This is a genomic window from Burkholderia seminalis (genome assembly GCF_001718535.1).
In the GTDB taxonomy this organism is placed as follows: domain Bacteria; phylum Pseudomonadota; class Gammaproteobacteria; order Burkholderiales; family Burkholderiaceae; genus Burkholderia; species Burkholderia seminalis.
The window spans coordinates 999,298-1,019,928 of the sequence record NZ_CP013400.1 but is presented as its reverse complement, the minus strand read 5'-3'; the positions used below and the strand labels follow the sequence as shown (position 1 = coordinate 1,019,928).

Below are 20,631 nucleotides of genomic sequence, written 5' to 3'. Positions count from 1 at the left end.
TTCCCCTTACGCCTTTTCGACCTTCACCAGGAACGACTTGAATTCCGGTGTGTACGAGTTGCCGTCACCCACGGACGGAGTCAGGGTATTGGCGAGATAGCCGGGCTTCGTCAGACCCTTGAAGCCCCAGTGCAACGGGACGCCGACCGTCTGGACCTTCTTGCCGTCGACCGTCAGCGGCTTGATCCGCTTCGTGACGAGGGCGACCGCGATGATGTAGCCGCGCTTGGACGACACCTTCACGCGCTCGCCGTGCGCGACGCCGACTTCCTTCGCGAGGTCTTCGCCGATCTCGACGAATTGCTCGGGCTGGATGATCGAGTTCAGCCGCGCATGCTTGGTCCAGTAGTGAAAATGCTCGGTCAGCCGGTACGTCGTCGCCACGTGCGGGAACTCCGCCGCCTTGCCGAACGACGCGCGGTCGTCCGCGAACACGCGGGCAGCCGGGTTGTTCAGCGCCTGCGGGTTGTTCGGGTGCAGCGGGTTCGCGTCGAGCGGCGTCTCGAACGGCTCGTAGTGCTCGGGGAACGGACCTTCGTTCATCCCCGCGCGGGCGAAGAAGCGCGCCACGCCTTCCGGGTTCATGATGAACGGCCCCATCCCGTTTTCGGGCGGCTCGTCCGCCTTGAAGTCCGGCACGTCGGCGCCCTTCCACGCGCTGCCGTTCCAGCCGATCAGCTTGCGGGTCGGGTCGAACGGCTTGCCGGCGACGTCGCACGACGCGCGGTTGTACAGGATCCGCCGGTTCGCCGGCCACGCCCACGCCCAGTTCAGCGTCTGGCCGATGCCGGTCGGGTCGGAGTTGTCGCGCCGCCCCATCTGGTTGCCGGCCTGCGTCCACGCGCCGCAGAAGATCCAGCAGCCGCTCGCGGTCGTGCCGTCGTCCTTCAATTGCGCGAACGCGGCCAGCTGCTCGCCCTTCTTCACGAGCGTCTTGGCCGGATCCTTCGGGTCGGGCAGGTCGGCGAGCGCCTTGCCGTTGAACTCCATCGCGAGCTCTTCGGGCGTCGGGCTTTCCGGGTTCGCGTACGGCCACGTCAGGTTCACGATCGGGTCCGGATACTTGCCGCCGTCCTTCTGGTACAGCTTGCGCATGCGCAGGAACAGCCCCGACATGATCTCGAGGTCGCTCTTCGCGTCGCCCGGCGGCTCCGCGCCCTTCCAGTGCCACTGCAGCACGCGGCTCGAACTCACGAGCGAGCCGTTTTCCTCCGCGAAGCACGTGGTCGGCAGACGGAACACCTCGGTCTGGATCTTCGACGCATCGACGTCGTTGTAGTCGCCGTGATGCTTCCAGAACTCGGACGTCTCGGTCGCGAGCGGATCCATGATCACGAGCCACTTCAGCTTCGCGAGGCCGGCCGCCGTCTTCACCTTCGACGGTGCCGCCGCGAGCGGGTTGAAGCCCTGGCAGATGTAGCCGTTCATCTTGCCGGCATTCATCAGCTCGATCACCTGCAGCAGGTCGTACTGCTTGTCCAGCTTCGGCAGGTAGTCGTAGCCCCAGTTGTTCTCGGCGGTCGCCGCGTCGCCCCACCACGACTTCATGAAGCTGACGTGGAACGCCTTGTAGTTCTTCCAGTAGCTCAACTGGTTCGGCCGCAGCGGCAGTTGCGTGCGCTTCTTGATGTAGCCGTCGAAATCCTGCTCGGACTGCATCGGCAGCGTCATGTAGCCCGGCAGCAGGTTCGACATCAGCCCGAGGTCGGTCAACCCCTGGATGTTCGAGTGGCCGCGCAGCGCGTTCATCCCGCCGCCGGCGATGCCGATGTTGCCGAGCAGCAACTGCACCATCGCGCCGGTGCGGATGATCTGCGCGCCGGTCGAATGGTGGGTCCAGCCGAGTGCGTACAGCACCGTGCCGGCGCGGCCGGGAACGGCCGTGGTCGCGAGCATCTCGCACACCTTCAGGAATTTCTCCTTCGGCGTGCCGCAGACCTGCTGGACCATGTCCGGCGTATAGCGCGCGTAGTGCTGCTTGAGCAGGTTGTACACGCAACGCGGATGCTGCAGCGTCGGGTCGACCTTCGCGAAGCCGTCGTCGCCGCGCTCGTAGTCCCAGCTCGATTTGTCCGGGTACGCGTGCTTCTCCGCGTCATAACCGGAGTAGATGCCGTCGTTGAACGCGAAATCCTCGCGCACGATGAACGAGAAGTCCGTGTAGTTCTTCACGTACTCGTGCTGGATCTTGTCGTTCGTCAGCAGATAGTTGATGACCCCGCCCAGGAAGACGATGTCGGTGCCGGTGCGGATCGGCGCGTAGTAATCGGCCACCGAGGCCGTACGCGTAAAGCGCGGGTCGACGACGATCAGCCGCGCCTTGCGGTGCGCCTTCGCCTCGGTTACCCACTTGAAACCGCACGGATGGGCCTCGGCTGCATTGCCGCCCATCACGAGAATCACGTCCGCGTTCTTGATGTCGACCCAATGGTTCGTCATCGCTCCACGGCCAAACGTCGGGGCAAGACCTGCCACCGTCGGGCCATGTCAGACACGCGCCTGATTGTCGAATGCGAGCATCCCGAGACTGCGGACAGTCTTGTGCGTCAGGTAGCCGACCTCGTTGCTGCCCGCCGACGCGGCCAGCATGCCGGTCGTGAGCCAGCGGTTGACCTTCGAGCCGTCTTCGGCCGTCTCGACGAAGTTCGCGTCGCGGTCGGCCTTCATCAGCTTCGCGATGCGGTCGAGCGCGTCGTTCCACGAAATCGGTTCCCACTTGTCCGAGCCGGGCGCGCGATACTCGGGGTGCGTCAGGCGGTTCGGGCTGTGGATGAAGTCGATCAGGCTGGCGCCCTTCGGGCACAGCGTGCCGCGATTGACGGGATGGTCGGGATCGCCTTCGATGTGGATGATGCTCGGCTGCGCATTCTTCGCGCCGTCTCCGAGGCTGTACATCAGGATGCCGCAACCCACTGAACAGTAAGGACAGGTGTTGCGCGTTTCGACGGTGCGCGCCAGCTTGTACTGTCGGACTTCGGCAAGCGCTTCGGACGGAGAAAAGCCCATCAGGGCAAGACTCGATCCGGCAAGCGACGTGGCCGTCACCTTCAGGAACTGGCGCCGGGACATTTGTAGCATGGCGGTCTCGGCGTTATTGTGGGGTGGGGTGAAACTGAAAGGAATTATAGACAGTTCAGGCAACTATGATCGAATCCTCGGATCAATACCGAATAATCCGATGAACCCCGACGATCCGCGCGCCGCGCACAACCGACCCGTCATGAAACGACAGATCACTTCCGAAGCAACCCGTCTCGCCCAGCAACAGGCCAACTGGGCCCTCACCGCGTTCAAGCGCTTCTCGTCCGACCGCTGCTCCGCGATGGCTGCCGGCATCGCGTTTTTCTCCGCGTTCTCGCTCGCGCCGACGCTCGTGATGGTGATCGCGGTGGCCGGCTGGTTCTACGGCGACGATGCCGCGCGCGGCCAGGTATTCGAGCAGGCGCACCAGCTGATCGGCGACGACGCGGCGGCCAGCATCCAGACCATCGTGCAGAACGCGCACCGCGCGGGCGAGCGCGGCGGGCTGGCCACGCTGATCTCGTTCGCCGCGCTCGCGATCGGCGCGTCGGCCACGTTCGCGTCGCTCAGCGCCGCGCTCAGCGTGATCTGGCCGGCCACCGAGAACCGCTGGTCGAGCATGCTCGGGCTCGTGCGCGTGCGGCTGATCTCGTTCGGACTCGTGCTCGGCGTCGCGTTCCTGCTGATCGTGTCGCTCGTGCTCGATACCGCGATCACGTTCGTCGGCACCTGGCTGCTGGGCAATTCGCCGTATGTGGTCGTCACCAACCTCGTGCAGTTCTTCGTCGGCATCGCGGTGCTCGCGGCCGCGTTCGCGTCGTTGATGAAGTTCCTGCCCGATGCGCGCGTCGCGTGGCGCGACGCCGCGGTCGGCGGCATCGTGTCGGCGATCCTGTTCTCCGGCGGCAAGAAGCTGTTCGCGCTGTACCTCGCGCATGCGGGCACGGCCAGCGCATTCGGCGCGGCCGGATCGTTCGCGGTCCTGCTGATGTGGCTGTACTTCTCCGCGATCGTGCTGCTGCTCGGCGCGGAATTCGCGGCGGCGCGCGGCAACGCGCATCGGCCGGCCGGCGCCGCGGCGGCGGCGGCCGCAGAACCGCAACCCGGTGCCGGCAACGACCTCACGCGCGGCAACTGACCGCCCCCGCGCCCCTCTGCCACCACGTTGTCCCCGCCGCGCATTGGCGCGGCCGGGACATGCACCTTGCGTGCCTTGCACGAACGTCGCTGCAACGGCAAACGTTTGCACACCCTCGTTTCCATGACGGAACCCCGCAAAACAGGCACCAGGCCGTCCGGTGCATCAACTTTTGAAACAATCGCGACGCAGCAATTGTCAACTATTTCAAAAACAGGAACAGTCGTTGATGTGCTTGATATATATGGACTTTTTCACGCTGTTACCTTTTCGAGACACTTTATTTTTTAAGCTTTCTTGCGTCTATGGCACTGAGCTATTCTCCAATCCGCAACAAATAACGATGAATCACTTGCGTGGAGAAACTCAACGATGAAGAAACTTGCTCTCTCGACCCTCTCGCTCGCCCTGCTGGGCGCTGCCGGTGCTGCTCAGGCTCAGTCGAGCGTGACGCTCTACGGCGTGATCGACACGTCGATCACGTACGTTCACGGTAACGACGGTCAAGGTAACAATTCGTGGTCGATGGGTAGCGGCAACCTGCAAGGCAGCCGCTTCGGCCTCAAGGGTTCCGAAGACCTCGGTGGCGGCCTGAAGGCGATCTTCCAGTTGGAAAACGGCTTCAACTCGGCATCGGGTGCACTGGGCCAGGGTGGCCGCATGTTCGGCCGCCAGGCTTTCGTCGGCCTGGAAAGCAGCCAGTACGGTACGCTGACGCTGGGTCGCCAGTACGACCCGCTGGTCGACCTGGTTCAGGCAGTCACGGCTGACAACTACTTCGGCAGCGTGTTCGCCACGCCGGGCGACGTCGACAACAACGACAACAGCCTGCGCGTCAGCAACGCGATCAAGTACACGTCGCCGGTCTGGGCAGGCCTGCAGGTCGAAGCGATGTACGCACTCGGCGGTGTCGCCGGCGCAACCGGCAAGGGTCAGACGTGGGCGGCAGCTGCAGCCTACAACAACGGCCCGCTCGGCCTGGCTGCTGGCTACTTCCACGCCAACAACTCGTCGCCGCTGAATGCAGTTGGCCAACGCACCGGCTGGGCCGGCACGTCGGACGCGATCTTCGACGGCTCGGGCAGCTTCATCAACAACGCATACACGTCGGCATCGTCGATCGGGATCGCGCAAGTCGCCGGCCAGTATGCATTCGGCCCGGTGACGTTCGGCCTCGGCTACAGCAACGCGCAGTACAAGGCTGATGCGAACTCGGGCTTCGGCACGAACCAGAAGTACAACACGGGTCGCGCATTCGTCACGTACCAGGCATCGGCACCGCTGCTGCTGGGCGTCGGCTACATCTACACGAAGGGTAGCGGCCAGACGGACGCCAAGTACCATCAGGTTTCGCTCGGCGCGGACTACTCGCTGTCGAAGCGCACCGACGTGTACCTGGTTGGCGCATACCAGCACGCCAGCGGCCACAACGCCGACGGTACCGATGCGCAAGCGTCGGTCGGCTCGTACGGCATCGCCGGCAAGAGCTCGCAGGAAATCGTCGCGCTCGGCCTGCGTCACAAGTTCTAAGAAGTACGTTTCCGGCGTGCACGGCGTCTCCGACGCCTTGCCGCCGACCTGGAAAGCCAGCCCCGGTTTCGGCCGCGGCTGGCTTTTTTTCGTCCGTCTCCCGCGCGCCGGCAGCCGCTGCACGGGCCGGCGGCCGGAATCCGAGCCCACCGCACGCCGACCGGCCGGCAGCGGCGCCTGACGGCTGCAAAGCGCCGGGAACGCCGTTTGCGGAGCGCCGATCGCCATCCGTTCGCCGAGCGACTATCCTCCGCACCGCCGGCGCCGCTCGTCCGGTGCGATCGCGATGTGCCGCAGCGTGTCGATTTCGGCAATCGTCGTCCGTCGTGTCGATGGCGGCACGCGATTCGCGCGTCGCCCCATTCATACAGGAGATACGCCATGACGATTCAGAAGATCACGCCCTTCCTCTGGTATTCGACGGAAGCCGAAGAAGCAGCGGCCTTCTACGCCGGCATCTTTCCGGATTCGCGCATCGTGCGCGTCACGGCAGTACCCGGCACCGACGGCACACGGATGGTCGAATTCGAACTGTTCGGCCAGCCGTTCTTCGCGATGAGCCACCCGCGCACGGAGACGTTCAATCACGCGATCTCGCTGCTGGTCAGTTGCGCCGACCAGGCGGAACTCGACCGCTACTGGAACGCGCTGATCGACAACGGCGGCACGGCCGACGCCTGCGGCTGGCTGAGGGATCGTTATGGCGTGTCGTGGCAGATCGTTCCGGAAGCGCTCATCCCGATGATGGCCGACCGCGACCCGGTCAAGGCGGCGCGCGTGGCCGCGGCGATGATGCGGATGGTCAAGTTCGACGACGCCGCGTTGAAAGCCGCCTTCGCGGGCACGGCGGGCTGACGACATCCGCCGGGCTGCGGCGCATGCGTGACCGATCGCCGATCGCACGACCGGCATCCGCCGCTACGCCCGCAGCATCGACTCGACGGCCCGCCGTGCGTAGCCGATGAAGGCGGCGAGCGGTTCGCCGGCCAGGATTGCCGCGCCTGCGTCGCCCCCGAGATAGGCGTCGCGCGCGGCGGCCACCACCGGCCGATACGCGTCCGGCAGGCGCGCCAGCACCCATGCCGCGGCAACGTCCTTGGGAGCGATCGTGCCGGTCGCGGCGCTGTACCAGATACGCGCGAGTGCGAGCACCACGTTGCACTCGTCGCCGCGCCAGTCCGGCTCGGCGTTCCATTGCGCAACGGTATCGAGCAGCGCGGCGGCGAAATCGCGCGCGGGCACCGGCTCGAACAGCGCGACCGCGGGCGGCCCGGCCAGCGCGACACTGTGCTGCCGCGCCTTCGTCAGCAGGATCGCCAGATCGTGATCGACGAGCGGCGGTTCGACGATGCCGGCCTCGAGATCGCGGCGCAGCCATTCGCCGAACTGCAGTTCGCGCCGCGCCGGATGACGCCACGGCACCACGTCGCCGTGCGCGACGACGGTGACCTCCAGTGCGCGCAAGCCGCCTGCGCCGTGCGGCGGCGCCGACACGGCGAGCAGATCGTGCATCAACGCGTGCCGCACCGTTTCGTCGAGTCGCGCCGCCACCGTCACCAGCAGGTCGATGTCGCTGCGCGGTTTCAAGCCGCCGTCGAGCGCCGATCCGAACAGGTGGATGGCTGCCAGCGTTGCGCCGAGATGCCGCTCGATCGCGGCGCGTGCCGTGCCGACCTGTCCGGCGATTTCGTCCGGGATGAATTCAGTCACGACTGCGCGCGTTGCGATGCACACGCAACGGCCGCGGCGCGAGCGGCGCATGGCCGGGCTGCGGCGAAACCGCGTCCGGCGCCACTGCGGTTCGCAGTTCGCCTTCGGTATCGCGCGTGGGCGGCACGCGATGCAACGCGCGTCGCACGTCGTGGCGCGCATCGTCGCCGCGCCGCCGCTTCGCCGCCGCGCGGGTGGCGCGGCACAATAAAAATCCCCGCACGCTTTCGCGTACGGGGATCGCTGGACTCCGCAACGGCTGCCGACACGTATTCGGCAGTCGTTGCGCGGCATTACGCTGCCGCGTCCTTCAGCTTCTTCAGCGCACGAGCCTTCACGCGCACGCTGGCCGGCTTCGCCGGGAACCAACGCTCTTCGCCCGAGAACGGATCCTTGCCGAAGCGCTTCTTCTTCGCCGGCACGACTTGTGCCGTGATCTTCAGCAGACCCGGCAGCGTGAATTCGCCTGCGCCCTTCTTGTGGACCGAGCCCAGCACGACGTTCTCGAGTGCGGCGAGCACTGCCTTGACCGCCTTCACTTCGACAGCTGCGCGCTCAGCGATGTGCGTTGCGAGCGATGCCTTCGTGAACTTGTCCTTCAGCGGCGTCGGAGCAGCCGGTGCTGCCTTCGCGACAGCCTTCTTGGCCACTACTTTCTTCGCGGGCGCAGCCTTTTTGGCAGCCACTTTCTTGGTCGCCGGTGCGGCAGCCTTCTTGGCCACCTTTTTTGCGGAAGTCGCCATGTTTCTCCTACCAGGTGTGGTCGTTGGATACACGAAGCGTGCAACGCGCGCGCTTCAACGCCGGATTCTACAAGCGCCTTGACGCTTCGTGCAGTACTTTTATGCGTTTTCGCGGGGTTTCCCGCAGGTTTTGTTGCGCGCGACCGACTTCATCGACGCTCGAGCATCAAAAAACGCCTTCACGTATACGTCGGAACGCGAATTACGTTCGATATTTGCGCACCTATACTGGGCACGCTCAATGCCCGGATGCCTCCATGCGCGAAGTCAGATACGTCAAAGGACTCGACGGCCTGCGAGCCCTCGCCGTCATCCTCGTTTTCCTGTCCCACAAGGGCCACGTCCTTGCCGTCGACGTCGGCAAGCTCGGTGTGTGGACGTTTTTCCTCATCAGCGGATTCCTGATCGTCGGCGAGCTGCATCGCAACCGCCAGGCCGTCGAACGCGGCACCATGACGCGCCGCCACGCGCTCGCGCTGTTCCTCGCGAAGCGCGCGCTGCGGATCTTTCCCGTGTACTACCTGCTGCTCGCCGCGCTCGCGATCGCGCACGCGCTGTTCTACCAGCGCGGCGTCAACCTGGGACTCGCGTGGCACGCGGTGTTCCTGTCGAATTACTGGATCGGTGTCGTGAAGGACGGCTGGCCCGGCTCCACGTCGCACTTCTGGAGCCTCGCGGTTGAACAGCAGTTCTACCTGATCGCGCCGCTCGCGCTGCTCGCGGTACCGGCCGCGCGACACGTCGCGCTCGGCATCGCGGCCGTCGCGCTGTGCGCGCTCGCGCATCTCGCGCTCTACCTGTCCGATGCGTCGCCGGTGCTGATCTACGCGTTTTCCCCGTGGAATTTCGCACTGATCGCGCTCGGCGGCGTCGGCGCGATGGCGCTCGCCGATCGCGGCACGGCCGCCGTGCGTCGCGTGCCGCCCGGCTGGCTCGGCGCGGCCGGCGTCGTGTTCTTCCTCGTGCTGCCCGCGTGCACGACGCTGCCCGACGCGGTCGCGGGGCTCGCGGACCTCGGCCTGTCCGCGTCGCTCGGCGCGCTGATGCTGTGGCTCGTCAGCGAGCCCGACCACCCCGTCGTCGCGCTGCTCGACTGGGGCCCGCTCGTCTATCTCGGCACGATCAGCTACGGCTTCTACCTGTTCCACAACCTGATTCCGACGCGCTTCGGCGTGCTGCCCGCGTCCCTCGCGCACATGCCGATGCCGGCATTCGTCCGTGAAGCACTGCCCGAGATGCTGCAATTCGCCTTCGCCGTGCTGCTTGCGCACCTGTCCTGGCGCTATCTCGAAAAGCGGCTGCTCGACTTCAAGAAGCCGATCGCCACGATGCTCGCCCGGCACTTCGCCACGCAACCGAGCGCGTCGCCGCGCTGAAGGTCACGCAGACGCCCCCGGGCCAACAGAAAGACGGCGCCGCCTTCGCGCTGCCCGGCACTCGTCGAGCGGCGCGGCTTCATCTCGCGACACCCGCCGGCCCGACGCCTTCACGCGCGCACGTCATGTGCGTCACGCTCGCTGAACCGCCGAAGCACGTGCCCGAGCCAGTCCTTCGGCACCGGTTTCAGCCGCGGCGCACCACCGCGCCGGTACCGCGCCCCCGCGCCCCACGCCCGAATCCGGTACGACACACCGCCTTCGCGCACCACGACCGCGCACGCACGTGCGGACGCAAAAAAGCCCCGGCGCCTGAGCGGCCGGGGCCAACGGAACAACCACCACCTGAAACGACGGAGCGCGCAGCGGCCTATGCGACAGCCGCCAGCGCGGGCAAACAGGTACGCAGGTAGGCCTCGAATTCGCGGCTCACTTCCGGATGCTGGAGCGCGAGCTCGACGGTCGCCTTGAGATAGCCGATCTTGCTGCCGCAGTCGAAGCGCGTGCCGAAGTAGCGATACGCGAGCACCTGCTCGTTCGCGAGCAGCGACTGGACCGCGTCGGTCAGCTGCAGTTCGCCGCCGGCGCCCGGCTTGAGCTTGCGCAGATGATCGAAGATCGTCGGCATGAACACGTAGCGGCCGACCACGCCGAGATTCGACGGCGCATCTTCGGGCGCCGGCTTCTCGATGATGCCCGACAGCTTGATGACGTCCTCTTCCCATTCGCGGCCTTCGACGACGCCGTACGAGCGGCTGTCCTCGCGCGCGATCGTCTCGACGCCGATCACCGAGCTGTGATAGTGGTCGAACACGTCGACGAGCTGCTTGAGCACCGGCTGCTCGCCATGCAGCAGGTCGTCGGCGAGGATCACCGCGAACGGCTCGCCGTGCACGAGCTTCTCCGCGCACAGCACCGCATGGCCGAGACCGAGTGCTTCCGGCTGGCGCACGTAGAAGCAGTTGACGTTGCTCGGCTTGATGCCGCGCACCAGTTCGAGCAGCTTTTCCTTGCCGCGCGCCTCGAGTTCGGCCTCGATCTCGTACGACTTGTCGAAGTGATCCTCGATCGCGCGCTTGCTGCGCCCGGTCACGAAGATCATCTCGGTGATACCGGCGTTGATCGCTTCCTCGACCGCGTACTGAATCAGCGGCTTGTCGACGACGGGCAACATTTCCTTCGGGCTCGCCTTCGTTGCCGGGAGGAACCGCGTGCCGAGACCGGCAACGGGGAACACGGCCTTGGTGACTTTCAACATGTTCGCATCCTGATTGCGTTGACTGCGCCGCGTCGACCCGCGACCCGGCGCGATTGTGTTCCGAACGGCATATCGAGAATCGACGGCACTGCCAATTCCACTCCGCTCATTATCGATATGGACGATTGCCCAATGATTCCGAAAAAATATAATCCCTTCCATTCGGTCGATATTGCCGGACCGAGTGCCGATACAGAAACAAATTACCGATTTTCCGGATACAAATTCTTACGATTCGAATTCCTCGATATAGGGCACGCCGCCCCGTTCGAGACCCGGGCGAATCGGTTCGTTCTTCAGCGCCTCCCGGTACGCCGACAGCACGGCCATGACCAGCAGTACTGCAGCGCTCGCGATCCAATGCATGTCCATCTTGCCGCTCCTTGCATCAATCATCTGGAGCTTCAAACTATCAGAAAAAAATCGGTAAATAATTGACGCGCCCGCGGAACCGCTTTCAGACCGGGATAAATCCATCATGTGGAAAACCGTTATTTCCGGGCAAGATTTTTTTATTCATTGATCGAATTCTTGCGCATTACGATGGGGTGAAACTTCCCCTCCATCCGTCGCAAGGAATCGAATCGCATGCAAGCTTTCAGCGGATCGTCTCTGGCCGCGCCGCCCGTCACCGATCACAAGGAACACGTGATCGACGCGATGCGCGGCTTCGCGGCGCTGCTCGTCGCCTATTTCCACTGCCGGCAGGTCGTCTGGGTCGGCATGCAGAGCTTCCATCAGGCTTACGGTCATGCCCTGAACCCGGGCGTGATCGCCGGCTACCTGACCTTCCCGTTCGCGTGGGGCTCCGCCGGCGTGCCGATCTTCTTCGTGATCAGCGGCTACTGCATCCACCGCAACGCGGCGCTCAAGCTCGCGGCCAATCCCGCGTACCGGCTCGACGCGCCGAACTTCTGGGTGCGCCGGTTCGCGCGCATCTATCCGGTGCTGCTCGCGGCGCTGCTGTTCACGCTCGCGCTCGACTCGGTCAGCCTGCAGATCGAGCCCGTCAGCCACAAGATCCGCGACGTCGGCATCGTCGCGTTCCTCGTGAACCTGTTCTCGCTGCAAGGCGTGGCCGGCTACACGTACGGGTCGAACGGCGCGCTGTGGACGCTGTCGCTCGAGGTGCAGTTCTACGCGATCTACCCGCTGCTGTTCGCGCTGCGCCGGCGCATCGGCATGCCGGCCGTCGTGGCCGCGATCGCGCTCGTCAACGTCGCGTCGGCGTGGTTGCTCGAACGGCACGACCTGCAGTTCTTCACGTCGTACTGGCTGTCCTGGACGATCGGCGCATGGATCGCCGACGTGCGTGCGCAGCAGGCGCGCGGCGCGGCCGCCCCCGTGCCGTCGCGCGCGTGGTACGCCGCGGCCGCCGTGCTGCTGGCCGCCGGCTGCGGCGCGTTCCATTTCGGCCAGTACGGCGCGTTCCAGCTGTGGTCGGCCGGCTTCGCGTGCTTCCTGTACCGCGCGCTCGCCCGCCCGCCGCGCCCGACGCCGCCGCTGCGCGTGCTGAGCTGGTTCGGCGACTTCAGCTACTCGCTGTACCTCGTCCACCTGCCGCTGTTCGTCTGCCTCGGCTCGGTGCTGTTCCACTCCGAGCTGCAGCTGTCGATCTGGCCGTCGTTCGCGTTCATGGCCGCCGCGATCCCCGTCGCGTACCTGTTCTACCGGCTGTTCGAACGGCCGGCGATGATGTGGTCGGCCAGCTTCAAGCCGACGCGCCCGGCCCGCGTCGTCGCGCCGGGGCCCGAACGGGCCGTCTGACGCAGTCGGCCGGGTATCGGCGCCCCCGTGCGGCGTGTCGCCGTGCGGGGGCGTTTTCATGGCCGGCACGCGGTTGCATGCCGGGTTGTGCGGGGATGGGCAGCCTGCCGCCGTCCGACCGCGCCAGGGCCCGCCCATGCCGTTCCCGGCCGGTTTCCGCCGCGCGGCTGCCCCGTTTCATGATCGCCATCCAGACGCGATCGTCCGGTCTTGCGCGTCATGCGCACCGCAAACCGCCCGGCCCGGCGCTCGCCGGACCCATCATGCCCGCTGAAAAGCAAAGCCCTCACGCGGCGCACCGCCGCATGAGGGCTCGTTTCCCGCCGGCGCGCGCCGGCAACGGCTACCGCTTCTTCGCCTTCGCGGCCTTCGCCGTATCCGCAAGGATCTTCTCGACGCGCTCCACATAGGTCTCGGTGCCGAAGCGGCGCACCGCCGTCGCGCGCCCGCTCGCGACGAGCCGCTCGCGCAGCGCACCGTCGCGCTTCAGCGTCTCCAGCGCGCTGGCCAGCGCGATCGCATCGCCCGGCTCGCAAAGCAGCCCGTTGTCGCCGTCCTCGATGATCTCGACGACGCCGCCCGCGCGGGCCGCGACGACCGGCCGGCGCGCGAGCATCCCTTCGACGATCACGCGCCCGAACGGCTCCGGCGTGATGGACGTATGCGCGACGACGTCGACCGCCGTCATGCAGGCGGCCACGTCGCGCTGGAACCCGAGGAAATGCACCCGCTCGTCCATCCCGTGTTGCGCGACGAATTCGTGCAGCTGCGCCGCGTATTCGTCCTCGCCGAACAGCGGCGCGCCGACCAGCACCACGTGCATGTCGGGATGCCGTGCGGCGGCCTCCAGCAGCACGTGCTGCCCTTTCCAGCGCGCGAGGCGGCTGAACGAGCCGACGAGCCACGCGTGCTCGGGCAACCCGAGGCGCGTGCGCAGCGCGGCCGGGTTGACGCCTTCCAGCGCGTCGAACGGCTCGGCCGAAATACCGTTGAACACGACGTCGACGTGCTGCGGCGTGAAGCCCGTCAGCGTGCGGAACGCCTGCGCGGACGCGTCGGAGTTCGCGATCACGCGCGTCACGCCGAGCCGTGCGCAATACTTGATCGCCAGCAACTGCTTGCTGCCGAAATGGTCGGTGCTGACGATGTCGCGCAGATGCCAGACGACCGGCTTGCGCGCGAGCCGCCCGGCCAGCGCGGCGACGACCATCGCGCGCTGCGTGTTCGCATAGATCACTTCGGCGCGGCGCGCGCGGCGCGCGACGTCGCGCACCAGCCGCACGAGCTGCTTCACCGCGCCGAACGACACGCCGCCCTGCTTGCGCACGCCGGCGAGCGCGCCCTGGTCGACCACGTCGACACGCGCGCCGATCTCGTCGAGCGCCGCGCGGAACGGGCCGTCGTCGAACAGCAGCACGTCGGCGTTCGCGCGCATGTGCTTCATGATCTCGAGCAGCGACAGCTCGGCGCCGCCGAGCACGCCGCTCTGGTCGAGCACGAGCGTCGCCGGGCCGCGCGCGGCCGGCATCGGTGCGATCGCCGTGCCGCGCTGCGCGGTCGAACCGGGCAGCGCCGCCTCCACGTAGTCGAGGAAACGCCGCCGGAACGTATCGGCGGAGAACCGCTCCGCGTTCGTGCGGCAGGCGCCCGGCGTGAAGCGCTGCGGCGCGCGCTCGAAGTCGTCGACGGCCGCGACGATCGCGTGCGGCGTCTGCTCGTCGAAGAACAGCCCGGTCGGGTTCGGGTTCGATTGCGGGTCGAGCACGGTCTCGAGCGCGCCGCCCTTGCCGTACGCGATCACCGGCGTGCCGCACGCCTGCGCCTCGACGACCGAGATCCCGAAATCCTCCTCGGCCGCGAACACGAACGCCTTCGCGCGCCGCATCCGGTCGTGCAGCACCGCGAACGGCTGATAGCCCATGATCTCGACGTTCGGGCCGGCCTTCGCGCGGATCTTCTGCATCTCGGGGCCGTCGCCGATCACGACGAGCTTGCGCTCGGGCGTGTGCGAGAAAGCCTCGACGATCAGGTCGATCTTCTTGTACGGCACCATCCGCGACGCGGTCAGGTAGAAATCCTCCTTGTCGGCGTTCAGCGAAAACGCGTCGACGTCGACCGGCGGGAAGATCACCGCCGCGTCGCGGTGGTAGACCTTCTTGATGCGTCGCGCGATGAACGCGGAATTCGCGACGAAGCCGTCCACCGCGTTCGCGGTGCGCGTGTCCCAGTTGCGGATGTAGTGGAGAATCATCCGCGCGAGCAGCGATTTCGGCCCGTGCGTGAGATTCGACTGCTCCAGATACTGGTGCTGCAGGTCCCACGCGTAGCGGATCGGCGAATGCACGTAGCTGATGTGCACCTGGTCCGGCCCCGTCAGCACGCCCTTCGCGACCGCGTGGCTGCTCGAGATCACGAGGTCGTACTCGGACACGTCGAGCTGCTCGATCGCGAGCGGCATCAGCGGCAGGTAGCCGCGGTACTTGGTGCGCGCGAACGGCAGCTTCTGGATGAAGGACGTCGTCACCGGCTTGCCGCGCACGAATGCGCGGTCGTCGAGAAAATCGACGAGGCTGAACAGGTCGGCGTCGGGAAAGCACGCGACGATCTGCTCCAGCACGCGCTCGGCGCCGGCATAGGTGACGAGCCAGTCGTGGACGATCGCCACGCGCAGCGCGCGCGACGGCTGCCGCGCGCTGGCGCGCCCGGCCGGCACGGGCCGGCGCAGGGCGGCGACGTCGCCGGCTTCGGCCACGGCGGCATCGGCCGTGGAGAGATTCAATACGGCGTGTTCCGCCAGATCGCGATTCATACGGTTTTCCTCGCATTGAGACGGACAAACAGGTCGCGCACGAGCGCACGCAACCCCGGCGTCATCGTGAGCGACCACGCGACGTTCAGCACCAGTACGACCGCGCACATGCCGATCGACTCGCCGAGCCCCGGCCATGCCTGCGCCAGGAACAGGCTCGCCAGCAGGAAGGCGAGGTGCGCGAGCATGTCGAGCACGATCGCGCGCATCCGGATCGCCGACAGGTACAGCAGCACGCCGTAGTCGACCAGCGCGCGCGCCGCGACGACCACCGCCGCGCCGATCAGCCCGAAGTGATGAATGCCGAACCACAGGCCGCCGACGAAGAACGGCATCTCGACGAGCCCGGCGAATGCCGCGCGGGCCGGATTGACCTGCGACTGGATCAGGATCCGCGTCACGCTCGCCTGGCCGACGAGCCACACGCTGATCACCAGCACGCGGCCGACCGGCGCCGAATGCGCGGCGAGATCGGCGCCGACCCACAGCGTGAGGAACGGCGCGAGCGCGAAGATCGCGACGATGCCGACCGGCGTGAACACGCCGTTCAGGAATTCGAGCGACTGGCGCGCGAGCGTGTCGGCATGGTCGCGGCCGACCGCCGACAGGCGCGGGAACAGCGTGCGCACGAGCGCGTTCGGCAGCATGTTCAGGCGCGTGACGAGGTTCTGCGGCACCGTGTAGTAGGTAACGAACTTCGCGCCCATGCCGGCGCCGAGCATCACGCGGTCGAGCGTGTCGGCGATCATGCTGGTCGTGCTCGCGATCAGCATCCAGCCGCCGAAGTTGAACAGCCCTTTCGCGGTGCCCCACTGCGGCGGATCGATGCGCCGGATGCCGAGCACCTTGATGCTGGCCTGGCCGAGCATCACCGCCGCGATCAGGCGCGCGACGACGGCCGCCGCGAGCACCGTCTGCAGGTTCGGCGCGATCCACCACGCGGCGCCGAGCGGCAGCAGCTGGAACAGGAAGGTGCCGATCGTCTGGTTCGTGTTGAACACGCCGAACCGCTCGGCGCCGTTGATCGCGCCGGCGAACACCCACGACACGTTCGCGAGCGGAATCGCGAGCGCGAGCCACGGCAACGCGAGATACACCTCGTGCTGCATCGCGGCCGACACCTTCGTGAAGTACGCGGTGTAGACGAACGCGCCGAAATAGATCAGCAGCCCGCCGACGATGCCGGTGCCGAGATTCAGCCAGAACGCGCTCCAGAACACGCGCGCGCTTTCGTCGGCATTGCCGCTCGCGAGCGCCTTGGAGATGTGGTTCTGCGCGGCCATGCTCATCCCGAGATCGAGGATCCCGAAATAGCCGATCAGCGTCCACACGAGGCTGACGACGCCATAACGCTCGACGCCGAGCGCGTGGATGTAGGCGGGCACCGTCACCAGCGACACGAAGGTCGGCAGGATCAGCCCGATGAAGTTGATCGAAACGTTCTTGAGTATGCCTTTGTCCATGCTTGAGCCTTGAGTGACGTCGACGACGGCGCGCCGCCCGTCACGGTTTCCAGCGATACATGAGCACCTTGCCGCGCGCGTCTTCCTCGACGAACACGAGGTATTCGCCGTTCTCGCGCCGGAATGCGCTGATGCCGAACGGCACGTCGACCCAGCCGGATGCCTTGCCGACCTCGGCGCCCGGGCTCATCACGCCCACTTCCTTGCCGGTGTCCTTGTCGTACACGTGGATCTTGCCGACCGGCTCCACGGTGAAGATGTAGCGGCCCTCGACCGTGATCCCGATCAGGTCGAGGATCGGTTTCGCATCGAGCTGCCACGGCAGCGCGACCGTGTAACGCACCACGGGCGAGCCGGTCGACCACTTGTCGAAGCGCACCAGCACGCGCCCGACTTCCTTGTTGATGCCCGGCTGCGGCGGCGCATCGGCCGTGTAGCCGGTCACGTACAGCGTGTCGGTCTGCGCGTCGTAGATCGCGCGGCGCAGCTGCGTGAACGGCTGCGGCATCGGGTAGGTCGTGACCTTGTCGTACGAGTAGACCGGGTTGCCGGCCTTGTCGAGCCCGCCGTAAGCGAAGCGGTGAATGCCGCGTACGTCGCTCGTGCGCCAGATGTCGCCCTTCGTGTCGACCCACCAGCCCCAGCCGCCCGCCCTCGCCTTGGTCGTCGTGTTGGTCGTGAATTCGTCGGCGTCGAGCCGGCCGTTGCCGTTCGCGTCGCGCCACAGCCAGTCGCCGCCCGGCGGCTTGTTCGGCACCTTGTCGACCGGCCGCGCGCGGCCCGCGATCAGGCCCGACGGAATCGCGACCTCGCCGTCGCGCTTCGCGTCGAAGCGGTAGATCTTCAGGTGATCGGCGTACATGTCGGTCAGGTACAGGAACGTGCGGCCGTCGAGCCGCCGCGCGAGCGGCATGCCGGGATACTGATCGGTGTGAAACACCGGGTCGTCCGGATACTTGAAGCGGTTCGACAGGAAGCCGACGTATTTCCAGTCCTGGCCCGGCGGCTTCGACAGGTCGAGCTCGAAGCGCTTGTTGCCCGTGTACACGCTGTTCGGCCGCGCGGGGTCGAGCCACGCGCCGTCGACGAACAGCAGCCCCTGCACCTGCCAGCGCGGCTTGCCGTCCGGCGTGTAGCTTTCGAGCACCGCGCCGAGCCCGGCGCCGATCGTGTCGTGGCGCGGCCCGATGCCGTTCATCGACACGTAGATGTTGCCCGCGCGGTCGACGCCGACGCCCGTCAGCCCGTTGAAGCGCTGCGGCCCGGGACGCCCCGGCACGGGGCCCGCGAAAATGCCGCCGCGCTCGCCGAACGTGCCGGACTGCGCATAACCCTTGCCGCCTTTCGAGAAAATCAGGATCTGCTGGCGCGGCCCGTTGTCCGCGACGAGCACGCGCCCTTTCGCGTCGACCGCCACGTCCACGGCGTCGGTGCCTTCCGGCAGCGCGGGCGCATCGTCGAGCTTGCGGCCGTCGGCGCGCACGTGCACGAGATGCGCGGGCCCGGTCAGCGTATCGGTCAGCAGCCACAGCGTGCCGTCCCCGGCGAGCGCGATGCGGCCCGGCTCGTGCGCGCTCCACGTGCCCTTCTGCTGCATCGTCTCGGCGTCGTAGACATCCACGACGTCGCGCGACGGATTCGTCGCGAACAACGTCTTGTCGTCGGCCGCGAGGCCGCCCACTTCCGCCTTCGCCTCGCCCACTTCCGAGCGCGCGGGGGCCGGTACCTCGTTCATCATCATGAAGCTCGCGGCCATCCGCGCGCGGCCGGCGTCGGCGCGCCCGCCCGGCGCGACCTGCGGCGACGCGCGAAACGGCGCGGGCTGCTTCATGTCGCCGATCATGCGCCGCGAGATGCCGAACCACTGCTTGCCCTTGTCCGGCCAGATGCCGGGCGACTGCAGGTGACCGCGCTCGTTGCCGACGCCGATCGCGACATACGCGTACTTGCCGTTCACCGCGATGGCATTGCCGCCGAGATTGCCCCAGCCGTGCGTGCCGCCGGCGAAGCCGAGCATCTTCCCGTCCTGGTAGACGCTCGCCTCGGCCCCGCTCTCGTCCCACGGCGCATTCGTATACACCTTGCCGTCAGGCGTCACCGCGATCGCGCGGATGTCGATTTGCGTCCAGCTGCCATCGCCATAGCCGAACGTGTTGCCGATCCACGACGTCGTCGCGGGCAACACCGTTTCGGCCGGCGCGGTGCTCGTCAGCAGCGCCGCGCCTACCGTCATGCCTACCAGAATCAGACGTCGCAATGCGCTTCTCCAGACTTGATGCAACAGCGGCCGGCGCCGCCGCGGATTACCGCCGGCGCACCCTGCCGCTAAATGGGTTTCAAACGTCGCGATGCAGGTTACAAGCAAAAATAATCACAAGAAATTTGGAAATATTTGGGGATGTTTCTGCCGGAGATATCGAACCGGAACATGCAGTAATCGGCATCCGAAAACGGCAATATCGACCGCCTTGCGCTCGCCACCGCGTAGAAAATGCCGCTCCGCACCGCCTGCCGCGGGCCTCCGGCGTCAATCTTTCATCTCGCGACCGGAATAATCGGCATTTGAATGTTTTCCGTCAGATAAATGGCGCGCGTTTTTTTGCCGATTTCTTTTCCCTAGAATCGATTTCGACTCGATATTTCATTTAAAGGCATGCATTACGTTCACGCATCGGATGTGCGACACGCCGCGGCCCGCGCCGCGCGTCGCAAAGGAGCGGCGCGATGACGGGCACCTCGCGAACCGCCGACCTGACCCCGCCGCAACACGGCCGCATCGTGCAGCTCGACGGGCTGCGTGCGATCGCGGTGGGCGCCGTGTTCCTGCAGCACGCGCTGAAAGCGCCGCTGTGGATGGGCGTCGACCTGTTCTTCGTGCTGAGCGGCCTGCTGATCACCGGCATCCTGCTCGATCGCAAGGCGCGCGGGCAGTCGTACTTCAGCCACTTCTATGCGCGCCGCGTGCGCCGCATCCTGCCGCCGTACGTGCTGCTGCTGGTGGTGTCGACGCTCCTGTTCGGCGCGAGCTGGCTGCCGCACTGGCCGTGGTTTGCATTTTTCTCGACCAACATCGGCCTGTCGCTCGGCAGCATCGGCCACGACAGCCTGAACGTGCTGTGGTCGCTCGCGGTCGAGGAGCAGTTCTACATCTTCTGGCCGTTCGTCGTGCTGTGGTGCTCGGAGCGCGCGCTGCTGTGGATCGCCGCCGCGCTGATCGTCGCCGCGCCGGTGCTGCGCGCGATCGCGACGCCGTGGTTCGATTCGTTCTGGCCGATCTACTACCTGACGCCGTTCCGGATGGACCTGCTCGCGGCAGGCGCCTTGCTCGCGATCGTGCTGCGCCGCGACCGGCGCGCGCTGGAGCCGTTCTACCCGCTCGCGATCGTCGGCGCGCTCGTGTCGCTCGCGATCCTCGGCTGGCTGCACCTGTCGTTCCCGCGCTTTCGCGCCGCGAACACGCCGCTGTCGAATGCGGCGCTCTACAGCATCTCGCTGCTGCTGTGCACGTCGATCGTCGTGATCGCGCTGCGCGGGCGCGGCCTCGTGCAACGCGTGCTGACGAACCCGATGCTCGTCTACGTCGGCACCGTCAGCTACACCGTGTACCTGATCCACCTGAGCGTGCTGTATGCGCTCTGGCCGCTGCACCTGAACCGTTTCGTCACGGCCGCGCTCGCGCTGGCGATCACGCTCGCTTACGCGACCCTGAGCTGGTACGGCTTCGAACGACGCCTGACGCGCGGCCCCGCACGCCGCGCGCTGCCGGCAGCCGCCGGCACGACCGCCTGAATTTCACCATCCATCGTTTCTACCAGG

General features: G+C 66.5%; 15 protein-coding genes. 7 read left to right on the top strand and 8 right to left on the bottom strand.

Features of this window, described 5'->3' with window-relative positions; genetic code table 11:
- Positions 1 to 6: 6 nt before the first annotated feature.
- Entirely contained in the window at positions 7 to 3,078 is a 3,072-nt protein-coding gene (gene fdnG / locus WJ12_RS25370) for a formate dehydrogenase-N subunit alpha (RefSeq protein WP_082744713.1), read from the bottom strand.
- Positions 3,079 to 3,220: 142 nt separating this feature from the next.
- Here fdnG and WJ12_RS36925 point away from each other — a divergent pair, with 142 nt between their 5' ends.
- The 3 genes from WJ12_RS36925 to WJ12_RS25350 all read left to right on the top strand — a co-directional run bounded on the left by WJ12_RS36925 (position 3,221) and on the right by WJ12_RS25350 (position 6,544).
- A complete protein-coding gene (locus WJ12_RS36925; protein WP_059558658.1) occupies positions 3,221 to 4,159 on the top strand; it encodes a YihY/virulence factor BrkB family protein in 939 nt (312 codons plus the stop codon).
- Between the two features lie 372 nt (positions 4,160 to 4,531).
- Positions 4,532 to 5,689, top strand: a complete 1,158-nt coding sequence (locus WJ12_RS36920; RefSeq protein ID WP_034185834.1) for a porin — start codon at positions 4,532 to 4,534, stop codon at positions 5,687 to 5,689.
- Between the two features lie 381 nt (positions 5,690 to 6,070).
- Positions 6,071 to 6,544 (top strand): VOC family protein, encoded by a 474-nt coding sequence (locus WJ12_RS25350; RefSeq protein ID WP_059558330.1) that lies wholly within the window; start codon positions 6,071 to 6,073, stop codon positions 6,542 to 6,544.
- A gap of 63 nt (positions 6,545 to 6,607) precedes the next feature.
- Here the strand turns inward: WJ12_RS25350 and WJ12_RS25345 are convergent, their stop codons facing one another.
- Positions 6,608 to 7,399 carry an AadA family aminoglycoside 3''-O-nucleotidyltransferase gene (locus WJ12_RS25345; RefSeq protein WP_059558662.1) on the bottom strand — a complete coding sequence of 264 codons (792 nt, stop codon included), beginning with the start codon at positions 7,397 to 7,399 and terminating at the stop codon, positions 6,608 to 6,610.
- Positions 7,400 to 7,692: 293 nt separating this feature from the next.
- Positions 7,693 to 8,142 carry an HU family DNA-binding protein gene (locus WJ12_RS25340; RefSeq protein WP_034185832.1) on the bottom strand — a complete coding sequence of 150 codons (450 nt, stop codon included), beginning with the start codon at positions 8,140 to 8,142 and terminating at the stop codon, positions 7,693 to 7,695.
- A gap of 257 nt (positions 8,143 to 8,399) precedes the next feature.
- Between WJ12_RS25340 and WJ12_RS25335 the strand changes: the two genes are divergently transcribed.
- Positions 8,400 to 9,518 (top strand): acyltransferase family protein, encoded by a 1,119-nt coding sequence (locus tag WJ12_RS25335; RefSeq protein ID WP_059558332.1) that lies wholly within the window; start codon positions 8,400 to 8,402, stop codon positions 9,516 to 9,518.
- Positions 9,519 to 9,888: 370 nt separating this feature from the next.
- Here the strand turns inward: WJ12_RS25335 and galU are convergent, their stop codons facing one another.
- Positions 9,889 to 10,776: a UTP--glucose-1-phosphate uridylyltransferase GalU gene (gene galU, locus WJ12_RS25330; RefSeq protein WP_034185830.1), complete on the bottom strand. Its 888-nt coding sequence runs from the start codon at positions 10,774 to 10,776 to the stop codon at positions 9,889 to 9,891.
- A 228-nt stretch (positions 10,777 to 11,004) separates the two neighbouring features.
- On the bottom strand, positions 11,005 to 11,148 hold the full coding sequence (locus WJ12_RS36495; RefSeq protein WP_006479318.1) for a hypothetical protein: 144 nt from the start codon (positions 11,146 to 11,148) through the stop codon (positions 11,005 to 11,007).
- Positions 11,149 to 11,364: 216 nt separating this feature from the next.
- On the opposite strand from WJ12_RS36495, the gene WJ12_RS25325 reads away from it, so the two are divergent.
- Positions 11,365 to 12,543: an acyltransferase family protein gene (locus WJ12_RS25325; protein WP_034185829.1), complete on the top strand. Its 1,179-nt coding sequence runs from the start codon at positions 11,365 to 11,367 to the stop codon at positions 12,541 to 12,543.
- Between the two features lie 343 nt (positions 12,544 to 12,886).
- Here the strand turns inward: WJ12_RS25325 and WJ12_RS25320 are convergent, their stop codons facing one another.
- The 3 genes from WJ12_RS25320 to WJ12_RS25310 are packed head-to-tail and all read right to left on the bottom strand — an operon-like array spanning position 12,887 to position 19,048.
- The gene (locus WJ12_RS25320; RefSeq protein ID WP_034185828.1) at positions 12,887 to 15,352 is read right to left on the bottom strand and encodes a glycosyltransferase family 4 protein; all 2,466 of its coding nucleotides are present in this window, start codon (positions 15,350 to 15,352) and stop codon (positions 12,887 to 12,889) included.
- Entirely contained in the window at positions 15,349 to 16,815 is a 1,467-nt protein-coding gene (locus WJ12_RS25315) for a flippase (protein ID WP_034185827.1), read from the bottom strand. The genes WJ12_RS25320 and WJ12_RS25315 overlap by 4 nt, the downstream gene beginning before the upstream one ends.
- A 40-nt stretch (positions 16,816 to 16,855) precedes the next feature.
- A complete protein-coding gene (locus WJ12_RS25310) occupies positions 16,856 to 19,048 on the bottom strand; it encodes an NHL repeat-containing protein (RefSeq protein WP_059558334.1) in 2,193 nt (730 codons plus the stop codon).
- 23 nt (positions 19,049 to 19,071) lie between these two features.
- Between WJ12_RS25310 and WJ12_RS35265 the strand changes: the two genes are divergently transcribed.
- Both WJ12_RS35265 and WJ12_RS25305 read left to right on the top strand, forming a co-directional pair.
- Positions 19,072 to 19,464, top strand: coding sequence for a hypothetical protein (locus WJ12_RS35265; RefSeq protein WP_082744714.1), 393 nt, complete (start codon positions 19,072 to 19,074; stop codon positions 19,462 to 19,464).
- Positions 19,465 to 19,539: 75 nt separating this feature from the next.
- The gene (locus WJ12_RS25305; RefSeq protein ID WP_034185825.1) at positions 19,540 to 20,604 is read left to right on the top strand and encodes an acyltransferase family protein; all 1,065 of its coding nucleotides are present in this window, start codon (positions 19,540 to 19,542) and stop codon (positions 20,602 to 20,604) included.
- Positions 20,605 to 20,631 lie beyond the last annotated feature (27 nt).